Genomic DNA, 25,256 nt, shown 5'->3' with positions numbered 1-25,256 from the left:
GACATCGTACATAGGCACCTGCCTGCAAGCAAATTCCGATAGGCGCAGCGAGTTTCGAAATCGTCGTGTATTTCCAAAGCGTTAAGTGACGCATTTATTGGAATGCGCAGATCTGGCCCGCCCCTTGCGATATCTCCTATGTAAAAAAAACCCAAAGGGGAGCATGAAAGATGCTTATCGAAACACTTGAAATTCGCGACACGATCGTCCGGGTGTCGGGCGCCGGTTCGCCACTCGTATTCGTACACGGATTTACGACCACCTCGGAATTTTGGCGCGAGCAGGTCGACGCTTTCTCGACCCGGCACAAAGTCATCCGTATCAACCTGCCGGGACATGGTGTTTCGCCCAGACCTGAAGGGCGCAACTACACGGTCGAAGCTTTCGCGGACGACGTCCTGGAAGTCTATCGGGCGCTCGATATCGACGAGGCCATTCTGGTCGGCCTTTCGATGGGAGGAACGGTGGCACAACGTTTCACCCTTGCTCATCCGCGGCGTGTGCGGGCGCTCGTCCTCGTCGGGGCCACGCCCCATGGGCTTGGGGAAGACGTCAACGTCGACAATGTGCTCAAGGCGATCGATGAACTTGGCATCGTCCAGGCGAGCCAGAATGTCATCGAACGGTCGTTCGGAAGTGCGGCAGACTCCGAGCTCGTCGATTTCGCCAAGACAGAGGTCGCGCAAACACCGGCATTCGTGGCGCGTGAAGCAATTGCCTCATTGAACGCGTCGGACAGCCGCGACCATCTTGGTGAGATTTCTGTGCCGACGCTTGTCGTGGTCGGAAAAGAAGACATTATCACCCCTCCAGGCGAATCCGTCAGCCTCGCCGAGGGCATTCCGGGAAGCCGCCTTGAGGTCATTTCCGATGCGGGTCACTTTCCCATGCTCGAGCAGCCACGGGCATTCAATCGAGTCCTTGCCGACTTTCTTGATGCCTGCGACGACCGTCTATCGCATGTGGGAGGCGAAAGCCTTTCACGTCAAGCTGTTTGAGGGGGAGGCTAGCCATGTCTGTTCATGAAATGACGTCAACGGTTTCCCCGCAAGCTGACGCTCCGGGAGTGAGCACGAAACGTACCGTGTTCGCAGCCGCACTCGGGACCGTGTTCGAATGGTACGACTTTTTCATCTACGGCTCGCTGGCCGCCTTCTTCAGTACCTTGTTCTTCCCGCAGGGAAATGAGACGGCGGCTTTGCTTGCAGCGCTCGCGACCTTCGGGGCAGGTTTTGTGCTTCGCCCATTTGGGGCAATCGTGTTCGGCCGGCTCGGTGACCTTGTCGGCCGAAAGAAAACCTTCCTCGTCACGATGCTGTTGATGGGCCTTGCCACTGCGGCCATCGGACTGTTGCCGACCTACGAATCCATCGGCTGGGCGGCTCCTGCTTTGCTGGTGGGACTGCGTCTGCTGCAGGGGCTGGCAGTTGGCGGCGAGTTCGGTGGTGCGGTCACCTATGTGGCGGAGCACTCTGACTTCGATCGGCGAGGTTTTACAACAAGCTGGATCCAGATCACAGCAACGCTCGGCCTGTTCCTGTCGTTGATCGTGATCGTCCTGTGCCGGGCTTCCCTATCGGCGGAAGATTTTGCGAGCTGGGGCTGGCGCATACCCTTCATCGGATCGATCCTGCTCTTGGTCCTCTCGCTCTATATCCGCCTCAAACTGCACGAATCGCCGGTCTTCCAAGAGATGAAGGCGCAGGGCAAGGGCTCGAAAAATCCGATCGCCGACACCTTCGCGGACGGCAAGAACCTGCGCCTAGTGCTGGTTGCGATCTTCGGTGTCGTCGCCGGTCAGGCAGTCGTCTGGTACACCGGCCACTTCTACAGCCTGTACTTCATGACCACCACGCTTAAGATGACGCATGACCAGGCGAACTTCTACCTTCTGGTCGCGCTAACGCTCGGCACGCCGTTCTTCCTGTTTTTCGGCTGGCTCTCCGACAGGATTGGTCGAAAATGGATCGTCGTAACGGGATGCGCTCTCTCCGCACTGCTGATCATGCCGCTGTTTCAGGGGCTGGCGACATACGGTAACCCTGCGCTGGCGGAATTCCGCTCGAAGACATCCGTGCTTTTGGTCGGCAACGATTGCAGCCACGATCAGTCTTTCGTTGGGCAATTGTTCAGCCCGCAGACGACGACGCAATGCCAGAAAGTGAAGGCACTGCTCACTGCAAAGGCTGTGCCCTATACAGTGAAAAACGACAACCAGCCGCTCAGATTCCAGATCAACAGCGAAGAGGCAAAGCCCTTTAGCGAGGGCGATCTCCTCGCGGGCCTCTCCGAAAAGGGGATGCCGGCAGCCGGTACGCCCGTTCAGCCGAACGGTTCAATGGTCGTCACCATCCTCTTCAGCCTGGTCTTCCTGGCGACCATGGTGTACGGGCCGCTCGGGGCGCTTCTGGTCGAACTCTTTCCTGTTCGGATCCGATATAGCGGCGTTTCGGTAGCGCTGCAGCTCGGCAATGGCTGGATCGGCGGATTTGCTCCCTTTGTGGCAACGGCCGTCGTGCTGTCGACCGGAAATATCTTCGGCGGTCTCTGGTACACCGTCGCAATCGCCGGTTTGACTTCGGTGGTTGGCGCTTTCCTTCTGCCGGAGACGCGCGGCCGCGACCTCAAGACGTAATCGATCATCGCGGCGTCGCGTATGCGGCGCCGCGATTTGCTTTTTTGAGAACGCCGCTCGACCGAAAACCGATCGAGACGCCAGACGGATGGTTCGCCAAAGGCTCCTCGAGCGCCAGGCCCCATTTGGCTCGGCCCGTTGAATGCAGAGCGCCTCCGTCCAGGAATCATCGTCAGCAACCGCCTCCGAGCGGCGATATTTTCGACTGCAACACGGATCATCCTCCTGATCCTGATAGATCGGGCTGATTTAAGTGTTGCCTTTAGCTTTGGGAAAGAAAATGAAGAAGCTTAAAGCAACGATTCTGACCGGCTTCCTCGGCTCGGGCAAGACGACGCTTCTTAACCGCCTCCTCTCTGAACGCGATGGCGAACGCATAGCCGTTATCGTCAACGAGTATGGCGAGGTCGGCATAGACGGAAAGCTGGTCGTCGAGACAACAGATGATGTCGTCGAGCTGAACAACGGCTGCATTTGCTGCACGGTTAGGGATGACCTGATCGACGCGCTTCATGGTATCCTGCAATCCGGTCGCCCTTTCGATCGCATCGTCATTGAGACCTCCGGTCTGGCCGATCCCGCCCCGGTCATCCAATCCTTCATCCTTGATGAAGTCCTCTCGCAACGCGTCGAGCTCGATGCGATCATCACCGTGGTGGATGCACAGCATGTTGCGCAGCAGCTGACGCAGGATGAGGCAGTCGAGCAGATCGGCTTCGCTGACCTCATTCTGCTCAATAAGACCGATCTCGTGACAGACGCCGATATCCTCCGGACGGAAAACAAGATCAGGCAGCTCAATCCGCTGGCTCGGATCGTCAACACTGAAGCCTGTGCGATTTCGATGGATGACGTTCTCGATCTTGGCGCATTCGACCTCAAGAACATCCTTTCGATCGAACCATCGATCCTCGAGGACCATGAGCATGAACACGACCAGTCGATCACCTGTATAGCGCTTCGGGAAAACCAGCCGCTTGATCCGGCCGGTTTCAGCGGCTGGCTGAACCGCCTCGTGCAGGCCAGAGGCGCCGACATCTTGCGCATGAAGGGCATCGTGAATTTCGCTGGCGAAGCGCGCCGCTATGTTTTTCATGGCGTCCACATGACGCTTGAAGGCCGACCCGGAAAACCCTGGATCGGAGATCCCCGCCAGACCGCGGTCGTTTTCATCGGCCGCGATCTGGACGAAGCCGAACTTCGCCGCGGGCTCGAAGCTTGCGTTCTCCCCGCCTCTGCCCTCGGCACGTGATCCCTTTCCTCATAACAAACAAGGAGAAGACGTCATGCGGCCCATATTGGCGCGATCATCGGCCTTGGCGTTTTTGGCACGATCGACACTTACATCACGGCAACAATTTTCCTGTTCCAATCTTGGTGACCTTCATCGCATGGGCGTCGTTTTTCGCCTGCGGCGGCCGACAAACGAGACTGATGAAGTCGCTCGTCTCCAACTGGACGGGCATCGCAATCGCATCGATCACACTGCTCATTATTCAGTTCGGGCCGGTTCTCCCTCGGTTTGCAGCCATTTTCGTCAACCCGTCGGCTGTAACCGACACCACGATGATGACGTCGGCTTTGTCTCATCCCACGTTCGTCGCGATGGCTGAAATGCCGCTGACTATCGTCTTTCGCTACGCTCCGCAGTTGGACACCAGCCTGTTCGGATCGCGGCCAAAGACCGTCTGAACGATCATTCTTTAAGACAAGGAAAATCCTTATGAAACTCCAGCATTACCTTGGCGGACTGGAAGGGCTTGGTCCTGTAAGCACGGATACCCGCGTCTTCATCGAACCGTGGGAAGCCCGCATCTTTGGCATCCACACGGCTATGATGGCGCTGTCCGCACAACTCCCGCTACCGGCAACGCCGTCCTTGTTCAACACCGTCTGGACATGGGCGGACCTTCGCAAGGGAGCCGAAGGCCTGAATCCTTTCGACTACTTCAAGTTCCGGTACTACGAAAAATGGCTCAGCGGCATTTCCGGCTACTTCATCGAACACGGCTACATCACGGCCGAGGAACTCGATGCGCTGACGGAAGACTATTATCAGGATCCGTTCAAACCGCTGCCTGCCGCAGGCGACACGACGATCGATAACCGCGTGGTCCAGTATCTCGTCGAAGGCGACAGCCCAAAGTGCGACGTGATTGTGACAGTCGAATTTTCTGCAGGCGACGCCGTCAGGATCAACGACGTTCCCAGCCTGGAGCACACCCGCCTGCCGGGCTATCTGCGCAACAAGATCGGTACTGTCGAGACCATCTATCCCGGAGCCTACGCCTATCTCTGCGACACCGGTCCCGACGGTGTAGGCCCGGCCATGGCCGTCTACTGCGTGCGCTTTGACCCAGCAGATCTCTGGCCGGGGAATTCGGAGCCGAACTTCAGCCTCTATGCCGACCTCTACGCTCGCTACGTCGCAGCGGTCGATGATGCGATTGTCGAGAAGACTGCCTGAACACAATCATCGAGGAAACCGACATGTCGGAACGTTTCAAATATCGCGAAGACCGAGAAGCATACAGCGCCGCCCGCGTGCGGGCGCTCGAAGCCTTGCTCATCAAGAAGGGTATCATTACCGATCGAACAGTAGATACAGTGCTCGAGTTCTTCGAGACCAAAATGGGCCCCTTCAACGGCGCCAAGATTGTCGCCCGCGCCTGGCTCGATCCGGCCTTTCAGGAGAGATTGATCGCAGATACGCCAAAGGCGATTGCTGAACTCGCGCTGCCGGAGGGCATGGCCGGCGCCGAGGGCGAACACATGCGAGCCGTCGCCAATGCTCCAGGCGTTCACAATCTGATTATCTGCACGCTCTGCTCCTGCTACCCCTGGCCGGTGCTGGGCCTGCCACCCTACTGGTACAAGGATCCGACCTTCCGCAGCCGGGCCGCGCGAGAACCGCGCGCCGTGCTCGCTGAATTCGGCCTGCCCATCTCCAAGGACATCGAGGTCAAGGTCTGGGATTCGAGCGCCCAGATCCGCTGGTTCGTTGTGCCGGAGCGACCGGCAGGAACGGAAGGCCTGTCGGAGGCCGAACTTGAGGTTCTCGTCACGCCTGAGGCGATGATGGGTGTCGCCGTCGCGAAACTGCCTAAGGACCTGCCATGTTGACTCAGTTCGAACATTTCGCGGTCACCGAGATGATGGGTAGCGCCGATAGCCCGCCACGGGCGAACGGCACCTTGTGCTTTGGTTCCGAATGGGAGCGTACTTCGTTCGGGCTTGCACTTGCGCTCGCCAAGGAGGGTTACTTCGAATGGGACGATTTTCGGGACGAGCTGATCTCTTCGATCAAGCGGTGGGAGGAGTTCCATCCGTTGGATCGCTCATCCTGGAATTACTACGAACAATTCCTCACGGCGCTTGAGAGGGCTGTCGTAAAGACGAACCTGCTAACGACACAGGAAATGCGCGAGATCTTTCATCTCAACAATGTAGGTTTGTACGTTGACCATCGGTAGAGAATTTCCCGGTCGAAACACTTTGGCGCGTCACATCAACTGGCCAACCCTGGGGAACTCGTCAACTGCGCTTCCTGGCAGACAAGACCAATTTCGACAGCCGTCTGGAGCGCACCCCATTTTGACCGGACAGGCGGCATACCCGCTCGTCGCTGCGGCCCGCGCGCTTATAATGGCATCGCACAATGCCCATTCGGTCCCCTCATCTGCGGCATAGGCATTCGCAGCCGGCTGCAATGAATCGAGGAACGCGCTCCAGTGCACTGGCGGGTGCTCTGCAGACTCCAGAATGCGGTCAACGCAAAGCGGGATCAACCGGGCGAGCGTGATGCCCGCAGGGTGCTCGCCAAGAGTGTCGAGCGTGAATTTCAGCAAGGTTTCGAGGGCGATATGGCAAAGATGGTTCGCGTGGTACACCCACCAGAGTTGGCACTGCGCTTCGAGCTCGGGCGAGCCGGGCGTTAGGCCGCGGCCGGTGCGGTCGCATCCCACGTAGAGTATCCAGCGCACTTCATCGGGTTTGGGTTCGCGGCCGAGCAGCGCTGCAATCGTCAGGACGAGCAGCACGGTGTGCTGCCGCGAGCGCGATCCCGCATTGGCAACGTCGGCCGGCTTCAGAAGTATCTCCTCGTAGAGGCTGCGCTCCCTGCCTGCGAGCGTGATCTCGGGGGGGAGACACGGTGCAGGCGGTCAAGTTCTGCCTTCGTTACGCTGCCGCGCTGCAGGACCTCCAGATACAAGGTCGCCGCCTCTCCGACGCTCTCCTCGAACACGAGAGCGAGCGGATCGCCCAGGGAGGGGCTGGGAATCGGCAGTTCGTGATCCTTGGATTCCTCGCTCCCCGGTTCGGCCGCCGCCGCGAATTCGATGAATTCGCCCGTTGCACCGTTCAGAACCTCCTGCGCCCATTCGATTCCGGCGACGTCGGCCTCGCTGCCATGCCGGCAGGCGATGAGGGCGAAGAGCGCTTCCGCCCGGCGAATGAAGCGCTTCCACGATTCGGGGTTCGTGTCCCCGTCCGTCTTCGCATAAGTGCGGCAGAGCCAGGCATAGAGCCCGTAGTAGCGCATGCGCAGCGTCACGTTACTGATGCCAGGAAGGAGCGTCTGATACAGGCTGACGCTGCTGTTCTGCATGCCGAGCGGGTCGAGACCGTTCTTTTTGCGATATTCCGTCCATTCGGGATAGTTGATGGCGCTCGCCCCCGCGTCAGCCATTACTGAAGACCTCGCGATAGATTGCCTCGATGCGTTCCGCCTCCGCATCCGTCAGCGCCGCGAATTCCTTTTCGCGGGCGCGGTTCGAGAGGCGGCCGCCGTTCTGCTGCAAGAAGCGGAAGAGCAGATCGGTCAATCGCTCGGGCATGTCGATGAAGGAATCGACCTTCTGCCGGAACTGATCGTAGCGCTGCAGGAAGGCGGTTTCCTCCGGAAGATCCCGTTCGATCGTTCTGCGGACGCAGGCGTAAAGGAATTCGGCGTGGGGCGTTGCGTCGAAGAAGCGGTAGAAATCGCCGGTGTCATTCAGGACGCGCACGTTGAATTGCGGCGTCGACTCCCATTCGATCAGCGGCAACAGGCGCTGCGAATAGCTCTCCAGCACCCGCCGGTACTCATCGATCTCATCCAGGATGGCGGCCGAGATGGGGAACACCACGCCGGCCGGGTTGAAGCCGCGCATCGCGAGCACGTGGTGGATCAGGTAGCGGTGAATGCGGCCGTTGCCGTCCTCGAACGGATGAATGTAGACGAAGCCGAAGGCAAGGATCGCGGCGGCGATCACGGCGTCCAGGCCTTGCGCCGGGCCGCCGTCGAAGGCGACCATGCCGTCGATCAGGGAGGCGAGGTCCTCGGGCCGCGCGCTGATATGGTCGGGCAGTGGCATGCGGCTGTCGCGGTCGTGCTCGCCGACGAAGCCGCCTTCATCGCGGAAACCGAGTCTGACGAAACGGGCATCGCCGAGCACGATTCGTTGCAGGCGCAGCAGCTCGTCGCGATCGATCGGCTGTCGGCCGGCTTCGCCGATGGCGCGGCCCCAGCGCTGGATGCGGTCCTGCGGCGGGCGCTCGCCTTCGATCGCGTAGCTTGAGCGCGAGTCCTTGAGCAGAAGGAAAGCAGCGGTCCGTGCGAGAAGGTCGCGCGGCACATCGGCCACGATCGCCTGCGCGCGCTGCGGCAGCTCCATGCCGATGAATTCGTCAAGAGTCCTGGTGCGGAAGACCAGCGGGCAGAATTCCGGGGTGCCGGGCAGATTGTCCTTCACGCGGTAGCGCGAGGCGGTTCTTTCCGGTGCCGCCCATTGCAGCTCGGGATCGACGACCGGAACGTAGCGTCCGGCGTCCGCATCGGGCAGATCGAGGCGCGTTCCGGTGAGCCATTCATATAAGAACCAGATTCGCCGGGCGTAGCTGCCGGTCGGGCTTGCGCGAACGAGCGCTTCGATCGGCGCGGGGCCAGTCGCCTGGAATAACCGCTTGATGAGGGCCAGGTCGAGGCCTTCGTATTTGAGGGCGAAGGTCAGGTGGCCTTCCAGCGTCGGGTGCGGCGCGTGGCGGGGTGTCATGATGCGCCAGCCGTCCCGCTCGGTAATGCGGTGATGTTCGCCGGCGGCGGAAAGCTTCCGCGGCAACGGCACGGCGAGCCCGTAGGCGCCGATCAGGGCGCTATACCCGGCAGGCGTCGCGGTTTCAGGAAGGCGTATTTCCTGAAAAACGTTCACCGGCCCTGAAAACTGATGCTGCTGTGGCGCAGCCATGAAAACCGTACCTTGCTATCGAATTTGGGTCCGAGTCCGCTGAATCCATGAAAATTGATTCTAGTTCGTGAAAAACGATGCGTCAAACACCCATTAACCGAAAAGCGATTCTCAAGTCAGCTGAAACAACTGCTTGAAAATATATTTCTTATGAAATAGCCATAAGGGAGAAATTAACGGAGGAGTTGAACATGACCGGGATGAGAACCATCGAGATCGACATTGACGTTCACAAGCTGATTGAAACCAGCCGCACGAGCTTCGCGGAAACGCCAAATGCCGTTCTGCGGCGGCTGCTCCATCTCGGCGCGCCCACGCAGCCTCGCGCAGGGTCAAACGGGGCGAAGCGGGACGGCGGTGCCTGGACCGGCAAAGGAGTCAGCCTTCCAGCCGGAACCGAGCTGCGTATGGAATATCGCGGGCGGGAGCATCGCGGCGTGATCGAGAATTCGGCGTGGGTCGTTGAGGGCCAGCGTTTCAACAGCCCGTCCGCCGCGGCCGGGGCAGTCGCCATCACGAAAAGTGGTGGTCGCCCGAGCCTCGATGGCTGGAAGTACTGGCAGGTCAAAAGGCCCGGCGATGCCGACTGGATCGGCCTTGCCACGCTGCGGCGGGCATAAAACGCCATGAAGTCCCAGCTCCGTCCTCTCGTTGCCGACGCCCTTTACCCAACCAAGGCGTACAGCCTGCCTGCGGTCTGCGAACACGCCGCCTCCCAGAGAAACATCAAGCTTCCGGCTGGTGCCGAGGTCGATGCCGAGATCGACCTGAACGTCGACGACGGCTCCTACTTCTTGCGGGCGCGCTTCAACGTCAGCGTGCCGGGCATCGATCGCGACGTCGCGCACGAAATCATCCATGCGGCCCACGAAATCTGCCCGTTCTCGAAGGCCACCCGCGGCAACATCGACGTCGAGACAAACCTCGTCTGAACCCAGTCAAATCTCAACCCGCGAAGACCGCCAACAGCCGGAGCTGTTGACCAATGAACTCAGGGTAGCGTTCTGGTCGCTGCGCTAGTCGACCAAAATGAGCGGCGCCAGGGGTGGCGCCGCCCGATTCCAACATCTGCGTGACCTCCGCGACACCAGCTACGGCATTGTCAGCGAGCTGCTTCAAAGCCACCGCTCCAAAACTTTCGAGACGGACGCTTACCGAGTTGGGAACCGCACCAATCCACAGAAAAATTCTGTTGGTATTTATGTTGGTATTTGCGACTCATTTCGCATCGAAAATGCATTCTGAAACAGCCACATAGGCAGTTCTCTTCATTCCGCCTCTGGGCACCAACATTTTCAAGCATTTAGCTCTGACTTTCTCAAGCGCCATGTCGCGCCATGTTGCAAACAGCTACCGTTGATTTCCAAGGGTTTCCTGCGACACTCGGCGTATCCACGCGACATAGATGCGACATAGGAGGGGGAATGGGTGGGATCATCCGGGGCAAGTATGTTGCGCCTAGAGCAGATTCGACTTAATCCGGGTCATATCCTGCTGCCTCGAAGTAGTGCCGGCATTCCTGGGCGGTGAACGCTGCGAGGCAATCGGCGACAACGGACCAGAGTTCGTCGACGGTTCTGGCAGCGGCCTTTCTGAGCAGGGCCTTGAGCTTGGAGAAGGCCATCTCGATCGGGTTGAAGTCCGGCGAGTATGGCGGCAGGAACAGGAGCCGCGCCCCGACCTTCTCGATGGCCTCGCGCACGCCGCTGATCCTGTGGGCCGGCAAATTATCCATGATCACGATATCGTCGGGGCGAAGCTCGGGCGCGAGAACTTGCTCGGCGTAGGCCAGGAACGCCGGACCGTTCATCGGGCCGTCGAGCAGCATCGGCGCGGCCATGCCGTCCAGCCGCAGACCGGCGGTGAACGTGGTTGTCTTCCAATGGCCGTGTGGAACGGCCGCCCGGCATCGCTCGCCACATGGCGCCCTGCCACGTAACCGGGCCATTTTCGTGGACGCCGCGGTCTCATCGATGAAGATCAGTCTTTCGGGGTCGAGGTCGAGCTGACCGTCGAACCAGGCAATGCGGCGGCGCAGGACATCGGGGCGCTGCTGCTCTGAGGCGTGCGCCGTCTTTTTGAACGTGATGCCGCGCCGGTCGAGGAACAGCCAAACCGTCGAGGGTGCCGCACGCACGCCGAGTTCGGCGGCAAGGCGCTCCCCGATCTCGGCAAGCGTGATGTCCGGCGCATCCTCGATCAGGGCGAGAATGAAAGCCTCGTGCGTATCGAGCTTCGAGCGCGACGGCTGGCCTTGCTTGCGTGCTTGCATCTCGCCGGTCTCGCGATAGCGGCGATGCCAGGCCCCCGCCGTCGAGATCCCGATCCGAAAGCGCCGCGCCGCCTCCCGCGTCGAAACCCCGTCTTCAATCGCAGCAATCACCCGACCGCGAAGGTCGCCGCTAAGGCTCCTCGTCATCACAACCTCCTGCAAATCACCAAGAGCAGTGAATCAGACAAACCCGACCGCGTGAATCCTCAAACCGACTCCGCGTTCATTGAAGATGCTCTAGCACGGCCGGAACTGCGTTTAGCTGCCCGCATTGCGGAACTCTGACCTCGCAAACCTGGCTCAGCGTCGATTTGCGAGAAAGCAAATCCTCAGGGGTTTGGACTGCTGCTGAGGCGGAAGCTAGTACCAAAATGATGGAAGAAAACTCCAAATTGGAACGCGAGACGGTTCGGGAAATAACCGCTTATTATCGCAAGCTTGCCTCTGGCTTACTGTTCACGGAGAAAGGCGACAAATATCCCGACTTCCACCTCGTGAATCTGAGCTTGTCGCAATGCCGGGAATGCAGTCAGTTTGCGATATGGCTGCATACACGGATGCTCTGGCGGCCTACCTTCGAGGCGCCGCTTCCCTCTGAAGATATGCCGGAGTTGGTGCGGAAGGACTACCTCGAGGCTGCTGAGGTATTTCCCCACTCTGCTAAAGCTGCTGCGGCACTTCTTCGACTGGCAATACAGCACTTGTGCATGGAACTGGGTGAAGACGGGAAAAATATCAACGAAGACATTGCCGTCCTTGTGAGAAAGGGCCTTGATCCACAAGTGCAAAAGGCCCTCGATATTGTTCGCGTGACAGGCAATAACGCCGTTCATCCGGGCACTATGAGTGAGGACGACGTCCGAGCGACAGCTGAGAAGCTGTTCAATTTGGTCAACATAATTTGCGAATACATGATTACTCGTCCGAAGCATATCGACGAGCTCTTCGTCGGTCTTCCTCCAGGTGCACTTGAGCAGATAAAGCGTCGAGATGGGGGGAGGCGACAAGGAAAGCGGTGGCGATTAGATTTGGTCAGACGTTCGCCGGTCTCGTCAGCAACAACACCGCCCGCCGGATATCTTCTTTCAGGGTTCCTTAACCATGTCGGGGCATCGTTACGAAGGTGGGCAAGTTTGTTCCGCTGCCCGGAATGTCCGGGCTCAGTATTGGCCTAGCTAGGAGAGCCCGGCAGGAACCCCGCCCTCTTGCCGGGCTTTCCCGCACCTGGTTGGCTTGGAGATCGCCGCCGAACTCTACAAGGCGCTGGAGAAGATGAAAGCCAGCCCGGAACTGCTCCAGCATGGTCGGCTCACGGTGCACGCTGACCGACAAGCAAGTGCTGGCACATCTGAAAAAGCTTCAACGAGACCGGCTCGATCTTCTCCGATGTGATATGCAGGGCAGCCGATCTCTGACGCTGCTGCACATTCCCGCTTCGTCTAACGGTAGGACACCGCCCTTTGACGGCGTGAATCGTGGTTCGAATCCATGAGCGGGAACCACCTCACTGACCCTTCGACTTGATGTAGGGATTGACCCAGCCGGCCGTGGTCGAAGGCGGCGTCTTGATCAGGCCCGATCTTCTTGCCGCCGCACTTTGAGCATTTCAGCTTTGGCACCAGGTCACCAGATCGATCGTCTGGTTATGGTGGCAGCGCGAATTGTGGCAGTAGAAGCTGCGGGAGAGGCTGGGGCCAGATCATTCGACCCTGCACGACGACTGCTTGCCGCCTCAACCTGAACACTAGCTAGAGCCGAATTCTACCGGAGTTTTGACGTCCGGTCCGAGCTGTTTTGGAGTGCAATTAGGAACATTTCGCCGGCACGGCTGTTGGACGCGGTCAGCGAATGACTCTCGAATCCAGACGGGAAGGAAACGTCATGAAACTTCTTCTAGCTACAGCATTCTCCGTGGTTCTGGCCATCTCAGGAGCCGCGTACGCCCAGACACAACCGGATGCAGGCGGAACCGATAACGAGCCGGGCGGCGGCGGAAGCGACGCTTCGAACTATCTCGCCGGTCCCAACATCCATCAGTTTTATACTGACGAATCCATGGCCACGATGCGCCCCGAAGCGGAGATCCGGACCACATATGAAGCCTTGACTGAAGCCGACAGGGCCAGCCTGAAGGCGTCATGCGAGACAAACACGGACGTCAAGTTCACCGATCTGTGCCGTGCGGTGAACGCAATGTAACTGTCCGTTACATCAAGCGGACAAGGGCCCGCCTGACTTAACGAGGCGGGCTCTTTGCATGGACTGCATGCCGGTGTAGATCATGAGCCCAATGGGAGTGGCGCCGCCTAGATCGAACAGCTTGTCGGCAGTGTCGTATATCTTCTGGTGATCGAGTCCGGCGGAAATCGTCACGGCACTATCTGTAGCAAGAGCCACAGCCGTCTTGTTCAAGATCGCGATTTCTGCGGTCATTTGTGCACCGGCAGACCAGGATGGAGTATTAAGAGCAGAGTCGGGGGTTGAAATGCAAAACCCGCCATCCCCCGCCAGCGCCCGACGCAAGAAACCCGCCGCGAGTTTGGGGAGCAACGGCGGGCTTCCTTCTTTCCAAGGTAGGTGCGTCGAGGGAATGAACCTTGGACCACCTGAAAACCGCGATGGTTAAATGTGGTTCCCAAAATATCGTCCGGGGGTAGGCCTAGGCAAGAAACCCGCCGGAGGCCTTACCTAATGCAGCGGCGGGTTTCTAGTTCCAAAGGATGGTATTGGGACCCACCTTGGAGAACTCAAGGAACTGCCCAGGCAACAGCTTGTTCCGCCTCAAACGCAAAAAAGGCCCGCCACCCCTTTCGGAGCAGCGGGCCAGGTTAGGCATCTCCTGTCCAGTCGGCATATGCGGCAGCAGCGGCTCTCCGCGGGCCGCACGGCGCCTGTTGAGCCAATCCTTCATCTCACGGTCAATCTCGACAGGATCGCGTCTGGGTGGCACGTAGCCGGCGGGCGGACGCTTCATGCGCCAAAGGTGATCGAGTGATCAGACGCCGGCCGGAGCGACGTCTCCGGCTTCCCGGCTTGGCCTTCCTCCTCGCTCATCATCGCCGCGATCAGGAGGCCGATCGCCTCCCGCGCTTGGACGCTCACGACATTACTGCCGCCGAGAAGATGGAAGGCTTTTTCCAGACACAGGCGCGCGCCAGCAAAATCGGATTGCATGGCTTCCTCCAAAAGGACACGCCCCCGCGCTCCTTCATGAAACGACTGGAATCGTTGACCGATCGCTAATTCTGAGCATTGGAATTTAGGCGTCGCTAAGTTCCGCTGCCTTTGCCCGCCTGAGCCGCCCCGAGCGTCGGCAATCAGCTTGCGAACATACCCTAATTTCGGCATCTTCGCCGAACGGGGGCGACTAGGAGGAGAGACTGGATGCGGCTCCTACGCTCATATGCGCACGTGGTCTGGCAATGGTTCCTATGGAATATCGAGAAGCGGCGTCGAGTTCGTCGTCCCTGAATCATGGTGGCGAAGGTCGCGATGGCACCAATGAAACGTAAGCCCAGCAAAAGCGGTTTCACCAAACTGCTTGCAAGCGACGCTACCCTGCTCTCGGCTGACCCACTGATTGGATTGCTGGAGCTTGAGACCGAAACCGGTCAGATCGAATTGGCGATGAACCGCATCGTCGCCGAACGGCTTATGTCGACGCTGGTTGAATTCCTCCATGCCGGCGAAGGAGACGACGCGCCGACATTTGCCATCGAGCGGTCACAGTGACTTCCTCGCGGCCCGTCAGACCGCCTCTTGGTATTCAGGCAGATCGATCTGGTTCGCGCTCTGCCTGCTGGCGCTCTCCCCTGGCCATCGCCATGCACTGATGCGCCATGTGAGGGCTGAGACCCGATTCCCGCAGCCACGGCCCGAAATGGCCCCACGGTAGCGCTGCCTTCTTGGCGATCAAATGGCGACCGATCTCGATCTTCTCCTTGACGGTCCGATGGGCTCCCTTCCGGAATGGCCGCACGGCCCTTCTCGATCTCGCTGGCGTTGGCACGCTCCATCTTGTGTCGCCCCGCCTCACGGCCTGTCAGGGACGTTTCGCGCAGGCGACGAACGTGCAGATAGAGCATGCCGACCAGCGCGGCCCGCTGATGGACATGGCCGGATAGTTCATTGGCGATTGCCATGTAGGGGCCAAGGGGAATGCCGTCGAAGAGGTCGAGAAGATCCGACGTGCTGCCCTCGACGACGTCCGGGCAGGCCAGCAGCAGATCGGAGATAGCCCAGAGGCTGGTTTCGTCAATCAGCGCGTTGTTGCCCCTGCCCTCGGCCAGGATGCACAGCACGAGCCTCGCATGCGCCTCGCCGTGGCGATCGATGATCCTTCGGATTGTCACTGGCGCCCGAGTTTGCCCAGGCAGGGGATAGATGTGCGCCGGAATAATCTCGATGTCGAATTCGCTGCAGAGGGATTTCACGCGGGGATCGGCGGCAGGCGGTCGTGCAAGCAATTCGCATCTCGTGCTTAAGAATGACGATTCCTTGCATGAAAGCGACGCTAGGCGCAATAGATAAACAAAAGCGACGGTTCTGCGCCGACTGAGGGGCCACGAATCCCATTCTGGCGCGAGAAGAGCCGGTCGCGATCAGCAGTAGCCGCTCGATCCCATCCTGGTGGAGTGTGAGTGGAGGCAGGCATTCGAGGCGGCTACCGCGCCTGAATTGCTACCGGTTTGGCACCCAGTGGACACCACCAACACTGCAATTACTGCGAGCGCAAGAAATCGCTTCATCCCTGTTCTCCCTGTCCGGGTTCGGAGCCAAGGATCGTGCGCGCTTCTAATCAAGCGTGCAAGATTCGACGCATCGAAGGCCACAGGATAAGAAAAGGACCCGACCGAGAAGGGGCTTATCGGTCGGGGCTCTGCGGTGAACCTTCGGGAGGAAAGGTTTGATCGGATATTAGCTGGCATTGGATGGCGCGTATGTGGATTACCTCACATACCGGCTCCGTGAACGGTGGTTGCCGGGGCGGCCTCCCTGTCGATCATCAGATCTGGGTATTTGCGAAGTGCCTTTAGCAATCCCTTAACCATGCCAGCGCATCGTCGTTATGGCGGCAAGTTTGTTCCGCTGCCCGGCGTTCGTACCTCGTTCCGGCGATCTTGGGCTAGAAAAGCCCGGCAGAACTCCCCCTGCGCTGCCGGGCTTTTCTTACTGCTTTGGCCGATGGAATTTCCGCAGCGCCGGCGCGTCTGCGAGATTGTCCTGTTCGCGTGCCGGCTTGACCGTCAGTTCTCGGCCCCGGATAGCGTGCGTTCCCGGCCAGTTGCGGGAGCAGACTAGACGCAAATCAGCCCGGAGCAGCGGGTTGTCGAGGATCTTGTCGGCTTCCGGGTAGCCTTCCCTTATAAGGGTGGCAACAATGGTGATGGGTTCCAGGTGCAGGCCGCTAGCCGCCAGCTCATATGCCCGGCGATAGATATGATCCGCGTCCTGGCGCGACCCATGACCAATCCCCTACGTCAACCGACGTGCTGATACAGCCCCGTACTGTGCGGGTGGTTCCTTAAAATTTTATTGTTGTGCGCGGGGCCGGCGGTTGTGACACGCCCAAAACGAAGGAATAATGTCCTAGTGCGACGAGAACCCTCGGAGATAGCCATGTTCAGACGTCAGCAACCTACCCACCTCACCTAGCCGGAAATGGAGCGCTTCATGCAAGCGGCGACCGATCTGCACCGCGCGTGCTGCGCCCAGCTCGTTGCGCCGTCGAGCACCCATTCACGGGCACTAACAGACCTGAATGCAGCTATTGTAACCGCGATTGAGGCAATCACCGGAGACAAAGCGCCGTGGATGAAAACTCCACCGGCTTACCTGCACCCGGGCATAAAGCGGTCAAGTGCGCAATCGACGGAGTGACCCTCGCCAATTAGCCAAGCTGACTTCAGTGCCTCACAGTTCTATGCTCTGATCATTGCCATATCCCCATATGGTCACAGGCCGGCGTCTGCCTCTCTCTCCTCCGAGATCCCACAAGGACGCCGGCCCTTTTTTCTCATCAAGACCTATGCGACAAGGTTCGCTGGGCACGGCAAAAGCCGGTTCAGGAAACCACGTCACGGAAGAACTGTTCGCTCGCCGGTCTTGTACCCGAGCTGCCCACAAGGAGCGCGCGCCCGGCTCAACCTCCAGAGCGCAACAACTGCCTCGTTACCACTTACGCAATCGGACCAAGAATTTGCAGCGTTGGCGATGCTGGATCGGGATCGACAATGCAGATCACTCCTCCGCGTTGGGGAACGACATAGTTCGTAGCACCAGGGCACCAGAAAGCGCCGACTGCATGCGTCAGCGTCAAAGTGTTGGCGGCACCAGAAGAGTTGTTCTGGATGACAATAAACGGCGTGTTCACACCCATACTGGCCAGCGCGATGGCAACGCTTGAAACTGTGAGCGTTGCTCCGGTCGCGTTGACGATGCGGACCAGGGTCTGATCAATCGTCAGAACTCCGCCCGGCAGAGTCTTCGTCAGGAACGGACGTGCGCCCAAAACAATCGGCGCCGCCACGCGGGTGAAATTGTCTGAGTTCAGCGAGCGCGGCGCGTACTTCACCGTCATATCAACGCCGGCTTCGGTGATCCGATAGTTCTGTGTACACGAAGCGAACTCGTTTTCACCTAGCAGGACGCTTGAGCTAGAGCTGCCGTCCGTAAACGGAACAAACACGCCGCGCGACGCCGTAACCATTGGGTCCGTCGTAAGACGGATCTGGTTGCCGTCAACACGGTTCCCGACTGCTCGCATATCGATAGAGTGTTCACCGATCTGTACGCCTATGAGCGACGCCGTACCCGCGGCGACACGCGGATGGATGATACGGACGCTGTTGTTCTTCACGGCGCAGTAGCGAGCCGAACCCGACGAGTTGCCAACAGGATGCCGCCAGTCTGGAACTGCAGCACCTTGTTGTTCGTCACCGTCACGTCTTCGACGTACTCAAACAGGCCCGTTGCAAGGTCGCGGAACCAGCCTGTAAACAGGACACCCCACCCATTGCCGCTGCCCCGTGTCGCGCGCCAAACGGTGCATTCCGTCATGAACTCCTGCGCGTTGTCCTTCAAGGTCAGGACATCGCCGGCAATGCTTAGTATTTGCGAAATGAAAGGGTCTTGGTGCCGAGCTTGGGAACCAAGACGACGAAGTCATCGGCGGCAAACTTCGCACCATCGCCCACCGTCTTCAAGTTGAGCGTAGGGCTAGAGCGGTTGATTGTTCCGATTGCGCTTTTTTCGCTGTCGATGATGATACCCGCGCCGACGAAGGTATTGTTGTCCACTGTGCCGCGCTTGCAGCCGTACGTGCCGTAAATGTTCGACGCGCCGGAGCAACGCACGGTGTTCTCTGTGACAGAGAAATCGACCGTCGCCGTATCCGGTCCGATCGACCAGCTGGTTGCATCAACATTCCGCAAGGACACGGGGACGATCATGAGCGTACGAGCCGTCGCCGCGGTCTCGCTGGTGACGTTAATGACCTCCATCACTGCGATATCGGTAGGCGCTGCGCCTACGAGCGTTATCAATTGGCCGATTAAATCAGTGTCGAACGTTCCGGCAGTGACCGTCGAAAGGGCCATGACCTGGCCGGCACCGTAACCGCCGCCCGTTTCCGTCGCCTTGATAATTTGTGTCTTGTCGAGATCGACGGAGCCAACGAATAGGCCGCCCGTCAAGCAACCGAACACATTGTTGCCGCGCACCTCGAAATTCTGGTTTGACCGCGACAACGAGAAACCATTGTCAGCCGAAAATTCGATCTGGTTATCGTTGAAGCCGCCATTGGCACAGAACAGAATGCCTGGGTCTTTGGTCCGGGTGAAAATGTTCTCGGTAACGTTGCACGAGCCTTTGAAATAGAAGACCTGGAAGTGCGGACCTTTCAGGCTCTTGAACCGACACTTGGCAATGCGCAAGTGCGACGATCCGTCGAGCAACCCGCGCAGGGCGAATGCCGTTCGCATCTTCGGCGTTGCGCCACCGTCTCCTATGCCATTGTACGGGAACGTGCTGCGCACCCACTCGCCATCGAAGGTGATGCCTTCGATATCGAAGCTTGCCACTCGGTTATCAGTAGCGATGTTCCCGGTAGCATCGCAGAAGAACCCGACGACATTCAGCGCGCCCTTGATTGTGACCAGGTCGCGGTGCTCGCCCCGGATGACGACCTTGGAGCCGTTGGCCGGCCTAAGATGGGTTGAGAGATAGTAGGTTCCCCGCGTAAGAACCATCGGGCGGCCTATTTCAAGCACCGCTTGCATGGCCGTCCACGTATTGGCATTGACCGTCCCGGCTGGGTCGGCTCCGAGCGCAATCGGATTGATTTCGGCTTCCGCAATCTAGTACCAGACCACCCCGCCGCCCGAAAGCGTGATTGAGAACTTGCCGGCGTGCGACGGTTCGGAGCCGACACTTTTGTAGAGAGCCCCGCCGCCATCGCCGGCCGTCGTATAGCCGGCAAGCCGAAGCATATCGGGAGCGATTGCAGGTGCATAAGCCTCTGCCGCTGCCTTGGTGGGGAATTCCGTCAGCAGAACCGACGATGCAGCCGCCTGCGCCGCCACAGCCGCTTCTTCGGCGTCCTCGACCAAAGCCTCGATTTGGGCCAGAATCGCTGCGCTGGCCTGGTCTGAGATCAGACGCAGCGTCGTCCCGGATTTATATCCGGCGACGATCATTCCGGCAGTCACGCCCCCAATCGAGATATCGTTCCCGCTATTGGTCTTGATCGTCAGCGGCGGATCGCCGTTAAAGGAGACGGTCACTGGAGACGCGGTGTTGTCCTCGAATATGTTGAGCACAATGAGAGACCCACCATCCGCGACCGGAATAGGGATTGGAGTTGTTGCCTGAATGGCGTTTGCGGTGCCACTCCCATCATTGGAAGCCTTGATGAAGCTGTAGGGCAGATCGCCGGTTCGTACCCACGAGCCGAGGCCCGGCCCTCCGGTCTTCCGATAGACACCGTTGTTCGCGACTACCGGATCCCCGAGCACCCACGCCATCTGATGGAGGCCACGTGTCAGATCAGCGTCCATCGCTGCCTTGTTAGGGTAAAGCAGCCCGCCCTTGGAAATGAAGGCTGTTACGGCTGATTCCAGCGCGCCAACCAGCGATCGGATCTCCACTTTCCTCGGATAGTGTTTGCCCGAAGAGAGAATACCGTCAGTTTCAAAGTCTCGGAAAACGGATTCGGCTGAGTACGAAAACATGAAAGGCTCCATCTAAGGGACGGGACGTCATCCGACGTTCCAAGCGCTTGCCAGGCGCGATCAGGCTTTGTAGCGGTCTCCCGCTTCTTCGAGGTGTCTTGCCAATACCTCGGTTGATTCCGTGCTGGTAGTGCCGTCGGCATCGTCTCTGATGCCACCAGCAATCGCATAGAGGGTCGATCTCGCTTCGCCCTTAGTGAGGATGCCCTTGGCGACGAGCACGTCCGTCAGGCGCCACGCAATCTCCGTCCCGAGGAACATGGCAGAGCGTGCGCCGGCAGCGATTTCCGTGAGCGAGGTGGGGTTGGGGTTCATGTGATGCTCTCCATCGCTGCTTTCTCCCGATCATGAAGGCTTAGATTTCCGGCCAGCCGATGCGCCTTGTCGACGGTCGCATTGATCTGCCCATTGAGTGAGACCGCCAGGGCGGCATCTCGTTTGCGCAGCGCCGAGCGCATCAGTTTGCGCAAGCCGGCCAGGCGCGACCGGTGATCGACATAATCGCCGAGCTCTTCCAGCTCGACCTCTGTGCAATAGCCTTTCCACCCGATTTCGGGCGCCACGAGGGCCGAAAATTCGCGTTTCTGGACCATATTCATCCACGTCGGAGCGGGAAGAATGGCGGTTTCCTGCGGGTTTGCGGTGCGTTTAGCCATGATCAGCCCTCAAAACCGTGCCAGATCGCTGGAAAAATCGACCGACGAGAAAAAAATATGCGCGTGGCGGGGACGCGGGTCCGCGGCCGACCGGCGTATCAAGTTTTGATCCACCCCCCCGAGGGACGAACCTTCTGCATCGGAGTCGCGTTCTGCCGACATGCATGTGTCGACGATATCCTTGGCCCTGATGGTCAGCTTCGGAGTGGCGTATCTGGTCGTCATGTTTCTATACTGAGCGCCAACATTCCTTTCTCCCCTCTTGCCGCGCGGCGGACAGAGGCTAATTTCCTTGATCTCTGGCAGCTCGCGGCGGGGTGTGCCGAGGAGGAAACCCGATGTCATCAAACCTTCCATTGGCGGTTGATATCGCTGATACGGTTGCGCGGGCGAAGGAGAAGCATTCGCCTGTCGACGTCCATGCGAAAGCGAAGGAGCTGCACGAGGCATATCCCGATGCTGACGCCACACACTCTGACATTGCCGAGGTCCTGCTAGACGAGACCAAGGATGCCGGCGTGCAGGAGGGTGACGGCCGGCCTGGTCGAAAATAGAGAGCCTGACTGATTTGATCTTCGCCATCACTGCCTCCTCTGCGATGCCGGTTCGATCTGATGTTCGGGCACGCCGTGGTGGCGCTGTACAGAAGCCCACAACATGTCGGCCTCTGCGTCGTCGGGCAGCCTGCCAAAGCCTTCAGTGAACCGCGCCATGGCGTTGCGCATGGTGATCTTGAGCGCCTCTGCCGTCAGCGGTTGGTCCGATTTGCCCCCGATCGTGAATGCGGCAATCGTGGGCGCGCGGTTATCGTTGTCGTGCGTCATAGCCGTGCATCCTTCCCTGCCTTCACCATCAGCTGCCAGCAGTCAGAGACGCCAGGTCGCTCGCCGGGTGGCACGTCCTTCACGGCATGCCAGGCAAATCCTGCATCTGTCACGATATTGCCGCGTCTGTAGTCGTCGCTGCGCTGCCAGACGCCGCGGTAGCGGACCGGCGCGGCTTCAAGCTCCTCGATCCGCTTCTTCAGCGCAGCAAACGCATCTCGATGCCAGCGGATCATGCCGTGGATCGCTCCAAGCAGGTGGGAGATCATCTCGGCCGAAAGGGTCCGGTCAGGGTCGAAGCCGGCCTTCTTGAAATGCTTCTGGAGCTCTGCGACGTGGTGATCGAGATAGCCATTCCACGCGCTGTCGATTGCTGCTTCTTCTGCTCCAGGTTCGGGGAATGGCGGCCGCGGAACGGCTTTGATCTGCCATTGCCGTGGAGACCTCGGGGCAGGCGTCGCGGCTGTTTTGGTGACAGCCACATCGCCCATTTCGGTCGCGAAGCGGCGTTCGTGAAGTTCGTGGAGGTCGGACTCGATCCTACTGATCTGCTTTCGCAGCCTCTCCTGCAGTTCCATGTTTTGGTCGAGAGCATGCTTTGCGGAATCAGCTTGGAGTTCCCCCTCCTTCGATTCCTTCAGCTTCCCCAGACGAGCGATCGAGGCATCGAGGTCGGCAAGACGCTTTCGATCGATGCTCACGGGCTCTCTCCGTATCGACGGATAAACCCGAACCTGAGCATCTGCACTGTCTGCGCAGCGCGGCGCCGTGCTTCCTCAGTTTCTCCCTGGGTGATGAAGACGGACAGCTTGCGAATGTCTGCCCGCTCCTTGGCCATTCGTTCAGCGCGGGTAGTTTCTGGCGGCTTGCGGCGTAGCATAACGTCCTCCGATCAGACCCGCGCCATGAGGGTGCGCATGGTCTTCAGCTGCCCGAGGAGCGTCGGACAAAGTTCGGGTAATTTGGATGGCAGTCGCACGCCGGCAGCAGAGGCATCGCGGCGAAGGACGCTTCCTACGGCGAGCAGATCTTCCAGCGCCGTGATCTGACCCTCGATCGCGTCGCGGTAGCGCCTCAGCGGCTCCTCGAGATCGGCGACAACCGTATCGGCATAAGCCTTGCGGGCTTTGCGGCTCACCTCGTGGGCTGCGTTTTCGGCTTCGATTAGCGTTGCCAGTTCCGCGCCCACTGCATCGACGGCGGTCTGGGTGATCGCCGGCGCCTCCCCGAGCTTCTGCTGCGATAGGAGCTGCCCCGCCTCGATGTGGCGAGTCTGGCCCTGCGCGCGGGCGGCGGCCGCGGCACGCAAGGCCTCGTCGGCATCCCGGATGGCCTTTGGCTTCTCAGGGATGCGGAGCGTCTCGTAGAAGGCGCTCCAGGATAGTTCGGTTTGGGAGGTCAGGGTTTCAAGCATGGCGAATCGATACCATGACCCGAAATATCAAGCGCAACATGTTGCGCTCTAGGCCATATCATCTCACAAATTCAATAGATACCGGCGAAGCGCTTTTCGCAACTTCTCTTCGGTATCGACGTCCCACTCGCCTATGATCCCCGCGTCGACGGCCGCCTCTTCGAGTACCGACCGCGGAAGCCAGACCTGCTCTAGTCCTTCTCGCTTGCGGCGTCGGCACCGCGCCGTGCGCGACTGGCCCGCGGCCACGCTGTCCGCCTTGACGCAGTGTTGGGTTCTGGCGCTTACTCAAGCCGACCTCCGCGCCGCCAGTTGCGCTGCCCGCGTGAAGCTGAATGAGGAGAAAACCGATGGCCGAGCCGCAGGTTCGCGAGGGCGGTTGCCAGTGCGGTACTGTGCGTTTCCGCGTGAAAGGCAACCCGATCAGAGCGGGCATTTGCCACTGCCTTGATTGCCGCAAGGCCGGCGGCTCGTTCTACTCGGCGTTCGCGATCTGGCCGCGCGATGCCTTCGAGGGGGCGGGTGCCGTGGGCACCTATGAAGGGCGAAGCTTCTGCTTGTACTGCGGCGGCCGAGTGTACTCGCTCCGCGACGACGAAGCAGAGATCATGCTCGGGAGCCTTGATCAGGCGCCTGGCGATATCGCACCGGAGTACGAGCTTTGGATTGGTCGGCGGGAGGAGTGGATGGAGCCGCTGCCCTGGGCCGCGCAATTCCAGCATGATAGGGAGCCGATTGCGGATCCGGCGACTGGGGACGAGGCTCCGCCTCAGGCGGCACAGCAACCCGAGACGTGACGGGCTGTGGACCGCCTCGTCATAATCCTCCCCCTGGTCGCTAAAACCGAAATTCTTACGGTTTATGCTTTTGCAGGCCCGAAGCGGTCTAGAGCAGATTCGACTTAATCCGGGTCATATCCTGCTGCCTCGAAGTAGTGCCGGCATTCCTGGGCGGTGAACGCTGCGAGGCAATCGGCGACAACGGACCAGAGTTCGTCGACGGTTCTGGCAGCGGCCTTTCTGAGCAGGGCCTTGAGCTTGGAGAAGGCCATCTCGATCGGGTTGAAGTCCGGCGAGTATGGCGGCAGGAACAGGAGCCGCGCCCCGACCTTCTCGATGGCCTCGCGCACGCCGCTGATCCTGTGGGCCGGCAAATTATCCATGATCACGATATCGTCGGGGCGAAGCTCGGGCGCGAGAACTTGCTCGGCGTAGGCCAGGAACGCCGGACCGTTCATCGGGCCGTCGAGCAGCATCGGCGCGGCCATGCCGTCCAGCCGCAGACCGGCGGTGAACGTGGTTGTCTTCCAATGGCCGTGTGGAACGGCCGCCCGGCATCGCTCGCCACATGGCGCCCTGCCACGTAACCGGGCCATTTTCGTGGACGCCGCGGTCTCATCGATGAAGATCAGTCTTTCGGGGTCGAGGTCGAGCTGACCGTCGAACCAGGCAATGCGGCGGCGCAGGACATCGGGGCGCTGCTGCTCTGAGGCGTGCGCCGTCTTTTTTTGAACGTGATGCCGCGCCGGTCGAGGAACAGCCAAACCGTCGAGGGTGCCGCACGCACGCCGAGTTCGGCGGCAAGGCGCTCCCCGATCTCGGCAAGCGTGATGTCCGGCGCATCCTCGATCAGGGCGAGAATGAAAGCCTCGTGCGTATCGAGCTTCGAGCGCGACGGCTGGCCTTGCTTGCGTGCTTGCATCTCGCCGGTCTCGCGATAGCGGCGATGCCAGGCCCCCGCCGTCGAGATCCCGATCCGAAAGCGCCGCGCCGCCTCCCGCGTCGAAACCCCGTCTTCAATCGCAGCAATCACCCGACCGCGAAGGTCGCCGCTAAGGCTCCTCGTCATCACAACCTCCTGCAAATCACCAAGAGCAGTGAATCAGACAAACCCGACCGCGTGAATCCTCAAACCGACTCCGCGTTCATTGAAGATGCTCTAGGGGAGCGATTAGGTGCTGGCAAAGACCTCCCCCGCCCTTTGCAGATTGAGCAACCG

General features: G+C 59.7%; 30 protein-coding genes, 1 tRNA gene and 2 pseudogenes. 15 read left to right on the top strand and 18 right to left on the bottom strand.

What is annotated here, in order from left to right; translation table 11 throughout:
* The first annotated feature begins 170 nt into the window (after positions 1–170).
* The 7 genes and pseudogenes from ABVK50_RS02665 to ABVK50_RS02635 all read left to right on the top strand — a co-directional run bounded on the left by ABVK50_RS02665 (position 171) and on the right by ABVK50_RS02635 (position 6,108).
* Positions 171–998, top strand: coding sequence for an alpha/beta fold hydrolase (locus tag ABVK50_RS02665; RefSeq protein ID WP_353642918.1), 828 nt, complete (start codon positions 171–173; stop codon positions 996–998).
* Between the two features lie 14 nt (positions 999–1,012).
* Positions 1,013–2,635: an MFS transporter gene (locus ABVK50_RS02660; protein WP_353642919.1), complete on the top strand. Its 1,623-nt coding sequence runs from the start codon at positions 1,013–1,015 to the stop codon at positions 2,633–2,635.
* Between the two features lie 280 nt (positions 2,636–2,915).
* Entirely contained in the window at positions 2,916–3,887 is a 972-nt protein-coding gene (locus ABVK50_RS02655; RefSeq protein WP_353642920.1) for a GTP-binding protein, read from the top strand.
* A 45-nt stretch (positions 3,888–3,932) separates the two neighbouring features.
* Positions 3,933–4,327: pseudogene (locus tag ABVK50_RS02650) on the top strand (DUF1097 domain-containing protein).
* 31 nt (positions 4,328–4,358) lie between these two features.
* Positions 4,359–5,102: a nitrile hydratase subunit beta gene (gene nthB / locus ABVK50_RS02645; RefSeq protein ID WP_353642921.1), complete on the top strand. Its 744-nt coding sequence runs from the start codon at positions 4,359–4,361 to the stop codon at positions 5,100–5,102.
* Between the two features lie 23 nt (positions 5,103–5,125).
* The gene (nthA, locus tag ABVK50_RS02640; RefSeq protein ID WP_353642922.1) at positions 5,126–5,758 is read left to right on the top strand and encodes a nitrile hydratase subunit alpha; all 633 of its coding nucleotides are present in this window, start codon (positions 5,126–5,128) and stop codon (positions 5,756–5,758) included.
* Entirely contained in the window at positions 5,752–6,108 is a 357-nt protein-coding gene (locus tag ABVK50_RS02635; protein ID WP_353642923.1) for a nitrile hydratase accessory protein, read from the top strand. The genes nthA and ABVK50_RS02635 overlap by 7 nt, the downstream gene beginning before the upstream one ends.
* 30 nt (positions 6,109–6,138) lie before the next feature.
* Here the strand turns inward: ABVK50_RS02635 and ABVK50_RS02630 are convergent, their stop codons facing one another.
* The 3 genes from ABVK50_RS02630 to ABVK50_RS02620 are packed head-to-tail and all read right to left on the bottom strand — an operon-like array spanning position 6,139 to position 8,862.
* Positions 6,139–6,675: a hypothetical protein gene (locus tag ABVK50_RS02630; protein WP_353642924.1), complete on the bottom strand. Its 537-nt coding sequence runs from the start codon at positions 6,673–6,675 to the stop codon at positions 6,139–6,141.
* 47 nt (positions 6,676–6,722) lie between these two features.
* Positions 6,723–7,325 carry a hypothetical protein gene (locus tag ABVK50_RS02625; RefSeq protein ID WP_353642925.1) on the bottom strand — a complete coding sequence of 201 codons (603 nt, stop codon included), beginning with the start codon at positions 7,323–7,325 and terminating at the stop codon, positions 6,723–6,725.
* Positions 7,318–8,862, bottom strand: coding sequence for a Fic family protein (locus ABVK50_RS02620; protein ID WP_353642926.1), 1,545 nt, complete (start codon positions 8,860–8,862; stop codon positions 7,318–7,320). The genes ABVK50_RS02625 and ABVK50_RS02620 overlap by 8 nt, the downstream gene beginning before the upstream one ends.
* 191 nt (positions 8,863–9,053) lie before the next feature.
* Between ABVK50_RS02620 and ABVK50_RS02615 the strand changes: the two genes are divergently transcribed.
* Both ABVK50_RS02615 and ABVK50_RS02610 read left to right on the top strand, forming a co-directional pair.
* Entirely contained in the window at positions 9,054–9,482 is a 429-nt protein-coding gene (locus ABVK50_RS02615) for a hypothetical protein (RefSeq protein ID WP_353642927.1), read from the top strand.
* An 81-nt stretch (positions 9,483–9,563) separates the two neighbouring features.
* Positions 9,564–9,794, top strand: a pseudogene (locus tag ABVK50_RS02610) (OsmC family protein); the annotation flags it as partial.
* A gap of 542 nt (positions 9,795–10,336) precedes the next feature.
* Here the strand turns inward: ABVK50_RS02610 and ABVK50_RS02605 are convergent.
* Positions 10,337–11,281, bottom strand: a complete 945-nt coding sequence (locus tag ABVK50_RS02605) for an IS630 family transposase (RefSeq protein WP_353646998.1) — start codon at positions 11,279–11,281, stop codon at positions 10,337–10,339.
* A gap of 224 nt (positions 11,282–11,505) precedes the next feature.
* Between ABVK50_RS02605 and ABVK50_RS02600 the strand changes: the two genes are divergently transcribed.
* From ABVK50_RS02600 to ABVK50_RS02590, 3 genes are all read left to right on the top strand, one after another.
* Positions 11,506–12,309 (top strand): DUF4145 domain-containing protein, encoded by an 804-nt coding sequence (locus ABVK50_RS02600; RefSeq protein ID WP_353642928.1) that lies wholly within the window; start codon positions 11,506–11,508, stop codon positions 12,307–12,309.
* Between the two features lie 253 nt (positions 12,310–12,562).
* Positions 12,563–12,636: transfer RNA gene (locus ABVK50_RS02595), tRNA-Gln, on the top strand.
* A gap of 379 nt (positions 12,637–13,015) precedes the next feature.
* Positions 13,016–13,333 carry a hypothetical protein gene (locus ABVK50_RS02590; protein WP_353642929.1) on the top strand — a complete coding sequence of 106 codons (318 nt, stop codon included), beginning with the start codon at positions 13,016–13,018 and terminating at the stop codon, positions 13,331–13,333.
* Positions 13,334–13,345: 12 nt separating this feature from the next.
* Here the strand turns inward: ABVK50_RS02590 and ABVK50_RS02585 are convergent, their stop codons facing one another.
* Both ABVK50_RS02585 and ABVK50_RS02580 read right to left on the bottom strand, forming a co-directional pair.
* Positions 13,346–13,567 (bottom strand): hypothetical protein, encoded by a 222-nt coding sequence (locus ABVK50_RS02585; protein ID WP_353642930.1) that lies wholly within the window; start codon positions 13,565–13,567, stop codon positions 13,346–13,348.
* A gap of 537 nt (positions 13,568–14,104) precedes the next feature.
* Positions 14,105–14,308 (bottom strand): hypothetical protein, encoded by a 204-nt coding sequence (locus ABVK50_RS02580; protein ID WP_353642931.1) that lies wholly within the window; start codon positions 14,306–14,308, stop codon positions 14,105–14,107.
* 300 nt (positions 14,309–14,608) lie between these two features.
* Between ABVK50_RS02580 and ABVK50_RS02575 the strand changes: the two genes are divergently transcribed.
* Positions 14,609–14,866: a hypothetical protein gene (locus ABVK50_RS02575; protein ID WP_353642932.1), complete on the top strand. Its 258-nt coding sequence runs from the start codon at positions 14,609–14,611 to the stop codon at positions 14,864–14,866.
* A 34-nt stretch (positions 14,867–14,900) separates the two neighbouring features.
* Here the strand turns inward: ABVK50_RS02575 and ABVK50_RS02570 are convergent, their stop codons facing one another.
* The 8 genes from ABVK50_RS02570 to ABVK50_RS02535 all read right to left on the bottom strand — a co-directional run bounded on the left by ABVK50_RS02570 (position 14,901) and on the right by ABVK50_RS02535 (position 21,365).
* Entirely contained in the window at positions 14,901–15,113 is a 213-nt protein-coding gene (locus tag ABVK50_RS02570) for a DUF3102 domain-containing protein (protein ID WP_353646997.1), read from the bottom strand.
* A gap of 2,199 nt (positions 15,114–17,312) precedes the next feature.
* Positions 17,313–17,993 (bottom strand): hypothetical protein, encoded by a 681-nt coding sequence (locus ABVK50_RS02565; protein ID WP_353642934.1) that lies wholly within the window; start codon positions 17,991–17,993, stop codon positions 17,313–17,315.
* Entirely contained in the window at positions 17,990–18,217 is a 228-nt protein-coding gene (locus ABVK50_RS02560) for a hypothetical protein (protein ID WP_353642935.1), read from the bottom strand. The genes ABVK50_RS02565 and ABVK50_RS02560 overlap by 4 nt, the downstream gene beginning before the upstream one ends.
* Before the next feature lie 23 nt (positions 18,218–18,240).
* The gene (locus tag ABVK50_RS02555) at positions 18,241–19,413 is read right to left on the bottom strand and encodes a right-handed parallel beta-helix repeat-containing protein (RefSeq protein WP_353642936.1); all 1,173 of its coding nucleotides are present in this window, start codon (positions 19,411–19,413) and stop codon (positions 18,241–18,243) included.
* 78 nt (positions 19,414–19,491) lie between these two features.
* On the bottom strand, positions 19,492–20,364 hold the full coding sequence (locus ABVK50_RS02550) for a hypothetical protein (RefSeq protein WP_353642937.1): 873 nt from the start codon (positions 20,362–20,364) through the stop codon (positions 19,492–19,494).
* A 60-nt stretch (positions 20,365–20,424) separates the two neighbouring features.
* Entirely contained in the window at positions 20,425–20,679 is a 255-nt protein-coding gene (locus tag ABVK50_RS02545; RefSeq protein ID WP_353642938.1) for a hypothetical protein, read from the bottom strand.
* The gene (locus ABVK50_RS02540) at positions 20,676–21,020 is read right to left on the bottom strand and encodes a hypothetical protein (RefSeq protein ID WP_353642939.1); all 345 of its coding nucleotides are present in this window, start codon (positions 21,018–21,020) and stop codon (positions 20,676–20,678) included. Before ABVK50_RS02540 ends, ABVK50_RS02545 begins: the two co-directional genes overlap by 4 nt.
* 9 nt (positions 21,021–21,029) lie before the next feature.
* Positions 21,030–21,365: a hypothetical protein gene (locus ABVK50_RS02535; RefSeq protein ID WP_353642940.1), complete on the bottom strand. Its 336-nt coding sequence runs from the start codon at positions 21,363–21,365 to the stop codon at positions 21,030–21,032.
* Here ABVK50_RS02535 and ABVK50_RS02530 point away from each other — a divergent pair.
* Positions 21,359–21,574 (top strand): hypothetical protein, encoded by a 216-nt coding sequence (locus ABVK50_RS02530; protein ID WP_353642941.1) that lies wholly within the window; start codon positions 21,359–21,361, stop codon positions 21,572–21,574. The genes ABVK50_RS02535 and ABVK50_RS02530 overlap by 7 nt on opposite strands.
* A gap of 27 nt (positions 21,575–21,601) precedes the next feature.
* Here the strand turns inward: ABVK50_RS02530 and ABVK50_RS02525 are convergent, their stop codons facing one another.
* The 3 genes from ABVK50_RS02525 to ABVK50_RS02515 form a co-directional block, all read right to left on the bottom strand.
* Positions 21,602–21,844, bottom strand: coding sequence for a hypothetical protein (locus ABVK50_RS02525; RefSeq protein WP_353642942.1), 243 nt, complete (start codon positions 21,842–21,844; stop codon positions 21,602–21,604).
* Positions 21,841–22,545 (bottom strand): hypothetical protein, encoded by a 705-nt coding sequence (locus tag ABVK50_RS02520; RefSeq protein WP_353642943.1) that lies wholly within the window; start codon positions 22,543–22,545, stop codon positions 21,841–21,843. Before ABVK50_RS02520 ends, ABVK50_RS02525 begins: the two co-directional genes overlap by 4 nt.
* 191 nt (positions 22,546–22,736) lie before the next feature.
* Entirely contained in the window at positions 22,737–23,258 is a 522-nt protein-coding gene (locus ABVK50_RS02515; RefSeq protein WP_353642944.1) for a hypothetical protein, read from the bottom strand.
* 350 nt (positions 23,259–23,608) lie between these two features.
* Between ABVK50_RS02515 and ABVK50_RS02510 the strand changes: the two genes are divergently transcribed.
* Positions 23,609–24,055, top strand: a complete 447-nt coding sequence (locus ABVK50_RS02510) for a GFA family protein (RefSeq protein ID WP_353642945.1) — start codon at positions 23,609–23,611, stop codon at positions 24,053–24,055.
* Between the two features lie 104 nt (positions 24,056–24,159).
* On the opposite strand, the gene ABVK50_RS02505 is transcribed toward ABVK50_RS02510, so the two are convergent.
* Positions 24,160–25,106 (bottom strand): IS630 family transposase gene (locus ABVK50_RS02505; RefSeq protein ID WP_353642267.1). Its coding sequence is split into 2 segments (ribosomal slippage): positions 24,160–24,767 and positions 24,767–25,106, totalling 948 coding nucleotides; the frame shifts between segments, so codons are not numbered across the junction.
* Positions 25,107–25,256 lie beyond the last annotated feature (150 nt).

Origin of the sequence: Mesorhizobium sp. WSM2240 (assembly GCF_040438645.1) — a bacterium.
In the GTDB taxonomy this organism is placed as follows: domain Bacteria; phylum Pseudomonadota; class Alphaproteobacteria; order Rhizobiales; family Rhizobiaceae; genus Allomesorhizobium.
The sequence above is the reverse complement of the archived record's forward strand: the minus strand, read 5'-3'. Positions and strand labels throughout refer to the sequence as shown.

Excerpts from the sequence above, each read along its gene's own strand:
- ABVK50_RS02665 (WP_353642918.1), top strand. The coding sequence starts at position 171 with ATGCTTATCGAAACACTTGAAATTCGCGACACGATCGTCCGGGTGTCG.
- ABVK50_RS02660 (WP_353642919.1), top strand. The coding sequence starts at position 1,013 with ATGTCTGTTCATGAAATGACGTCAACGGTTTCCCCGCAAGCTGACGCT.
- ABVK50_RS02655 (WP_353642920.1), top strand. The coding sequence starts at position 2,916 with ATGAAGAAGCTTAAAGCAACGATTCTGACCGGCTTCCTCGGCTCGGGC.
- nthB (WP_353642921.1), top strand. The coding sequence starts at position 4,359 with ATGAAACTCCAGCATTACCTTGGCGGACTGGAAGGGCTTGGTCCTGTA.
- nthA (WP_353642922.1), top strand. The coding sequence starts at position 5,126 with ATGTCGGAACGTTTCAAATATCGCGAAGACCGAGAAGCATACAGCGCC.
- ABVK50_RS02635 (WP_353642923.1), top strand. The coding sequence starts at position 5,752 with ATGTTGACTCAGTTCGAACATTTCGCGGTCACCGAGATGATGGGTAGC.
- ABVK50_RS02625 (WP_353642925.1), bottom strand. The coding sequence starts at position 7,325 with ATGGCTGACGCGGGGGCGAGCGCCATCAACTATCCCGAATGGACGGAA.
- ABVK50_RS02620 (WP_353642926.1), bottom strand. The coding sequence starts at position 8,862 with ATGGCTGCGCCACAGCAGCATCAGTTTTCAGGGCCGGTGAACGTTTTT.
- ABVK50_RS02615 (WP_353642927.1), top strand. The coding sequence starts at position 9,054 with ATGACCGGGATGAGAACCATCGAGATCGACATTGACGTTCACAAGCTG.
- ABVK50_RS02605 (WP_353646998.1), bottom strand. The coding sequence starts at position 11,281 with ATGACGAGGAGCCTTAGCGGCGACCTTCGCGGTCGGGTGATTGCTGCG.
- ABVK50_RS02600 (WP_353642928.1), top strand. The coding sequence starts at position 11,506 with ATGATGGAAGAAAACTCCAAATTGGAACGCGAGACGGTTCGGGAAATA.
- ABVK50_RS02590 (WP_353642929.1), top strand. The coding sequence starts at position 13,016 with ATGAAACTTCTTCTAGCTACAGCATTCTCCGTGGTTCTGGCCATCTCA.
- ABVK50_RS02585 (WP_353642930.1), bottom strand. The coding sequence starts at position 13,567 with ATGACCGCAGAAATCGCGATCTTGAACAAGACGGCTGTGGCTCTTGCT.
- ABVK50_RS02580 (WP_353642931.1), bottom strand. The coding sequence starts at position 14,308 with ATGCAATCCGATTTTGCTGGCGCGCGCCTGTGTCTGGAAAAAGCCTTC.
- ABVK50_RS02575 (WP_353642932.1), top strand. The coding sequence starts at position 14,609 with ATGGTGGCGAAGGTCGCGATGGCACCAATGAAACGTAAGCCCAGCAAA.
- ABVK50_RS02555 (WP_353642936.1), bottom strand. The coding sequence starts at position 19,413 with ATGCAAGCGGTGCTTGAAATAGGCCGCCCGATGGTTCTTACGCGGGGA.
- ABVK50_RS02550 (WP_353642937.1), bottom strand. The coding sequence starts at position 20,364 with ATGTTTTCGTACTCAGCCGAATCCGTTTTCCGAGACTTTGAAACTGAC.
- ABVK50_RS02545 (WP_353642938.1), bottom strand. The coding sequence starts at position 20,679 with ATGAACCCCAACCCCACCTCGCTCACGGAAATCGCTGCCGGCGCACGC.
- ABVK50_RS02540 (WP_353642939.1), bottom strand. The coding sequence starts at position 21,020 with ATGGCTAAACGCACCGCAAACCCGCAGGAAACCGCCATTCTTCCCGCT.
- ABVK50_RS02530 (WP_353642941.1), top strand. The coding sequence starts at position 21,359 with ATGTCATCAAACCTTCCATTGGCGGTTGATATCGCTGATACGGTTGCG.
- ABVK50_RS02535 (WP_353642940.1), bottom strand. The coding sequence starts at position 21,365 with ATGACATCGGGTTTCCTCCTCGGCACACCCCGCCGCGAGCTGCCAGAG.
- ABVK50_RS02525 (WP_353642942.1), bottom strand. The coding sequence starts at position 21,844 with ATGACGCACGACAACGATAACCGCGCGCCCACGATTGCCGCATTCACG.
- ABVK50_RS02515 (WP_353642944.1), bottom strand. The coding sequence starts at position 23,258 with ATGCTTGAAACCCTGACCTCCCAAACCGAACTATCCTGGAGCGCCTTC.
- ABVK50_RS02510 (WP_353642945.1), top strand. The coding sequence starts at position 23,609 with ATGGCCGAGCCGCAGGTTCGCGAGGGCGGTTGCCAGTGCGGTACTGTG.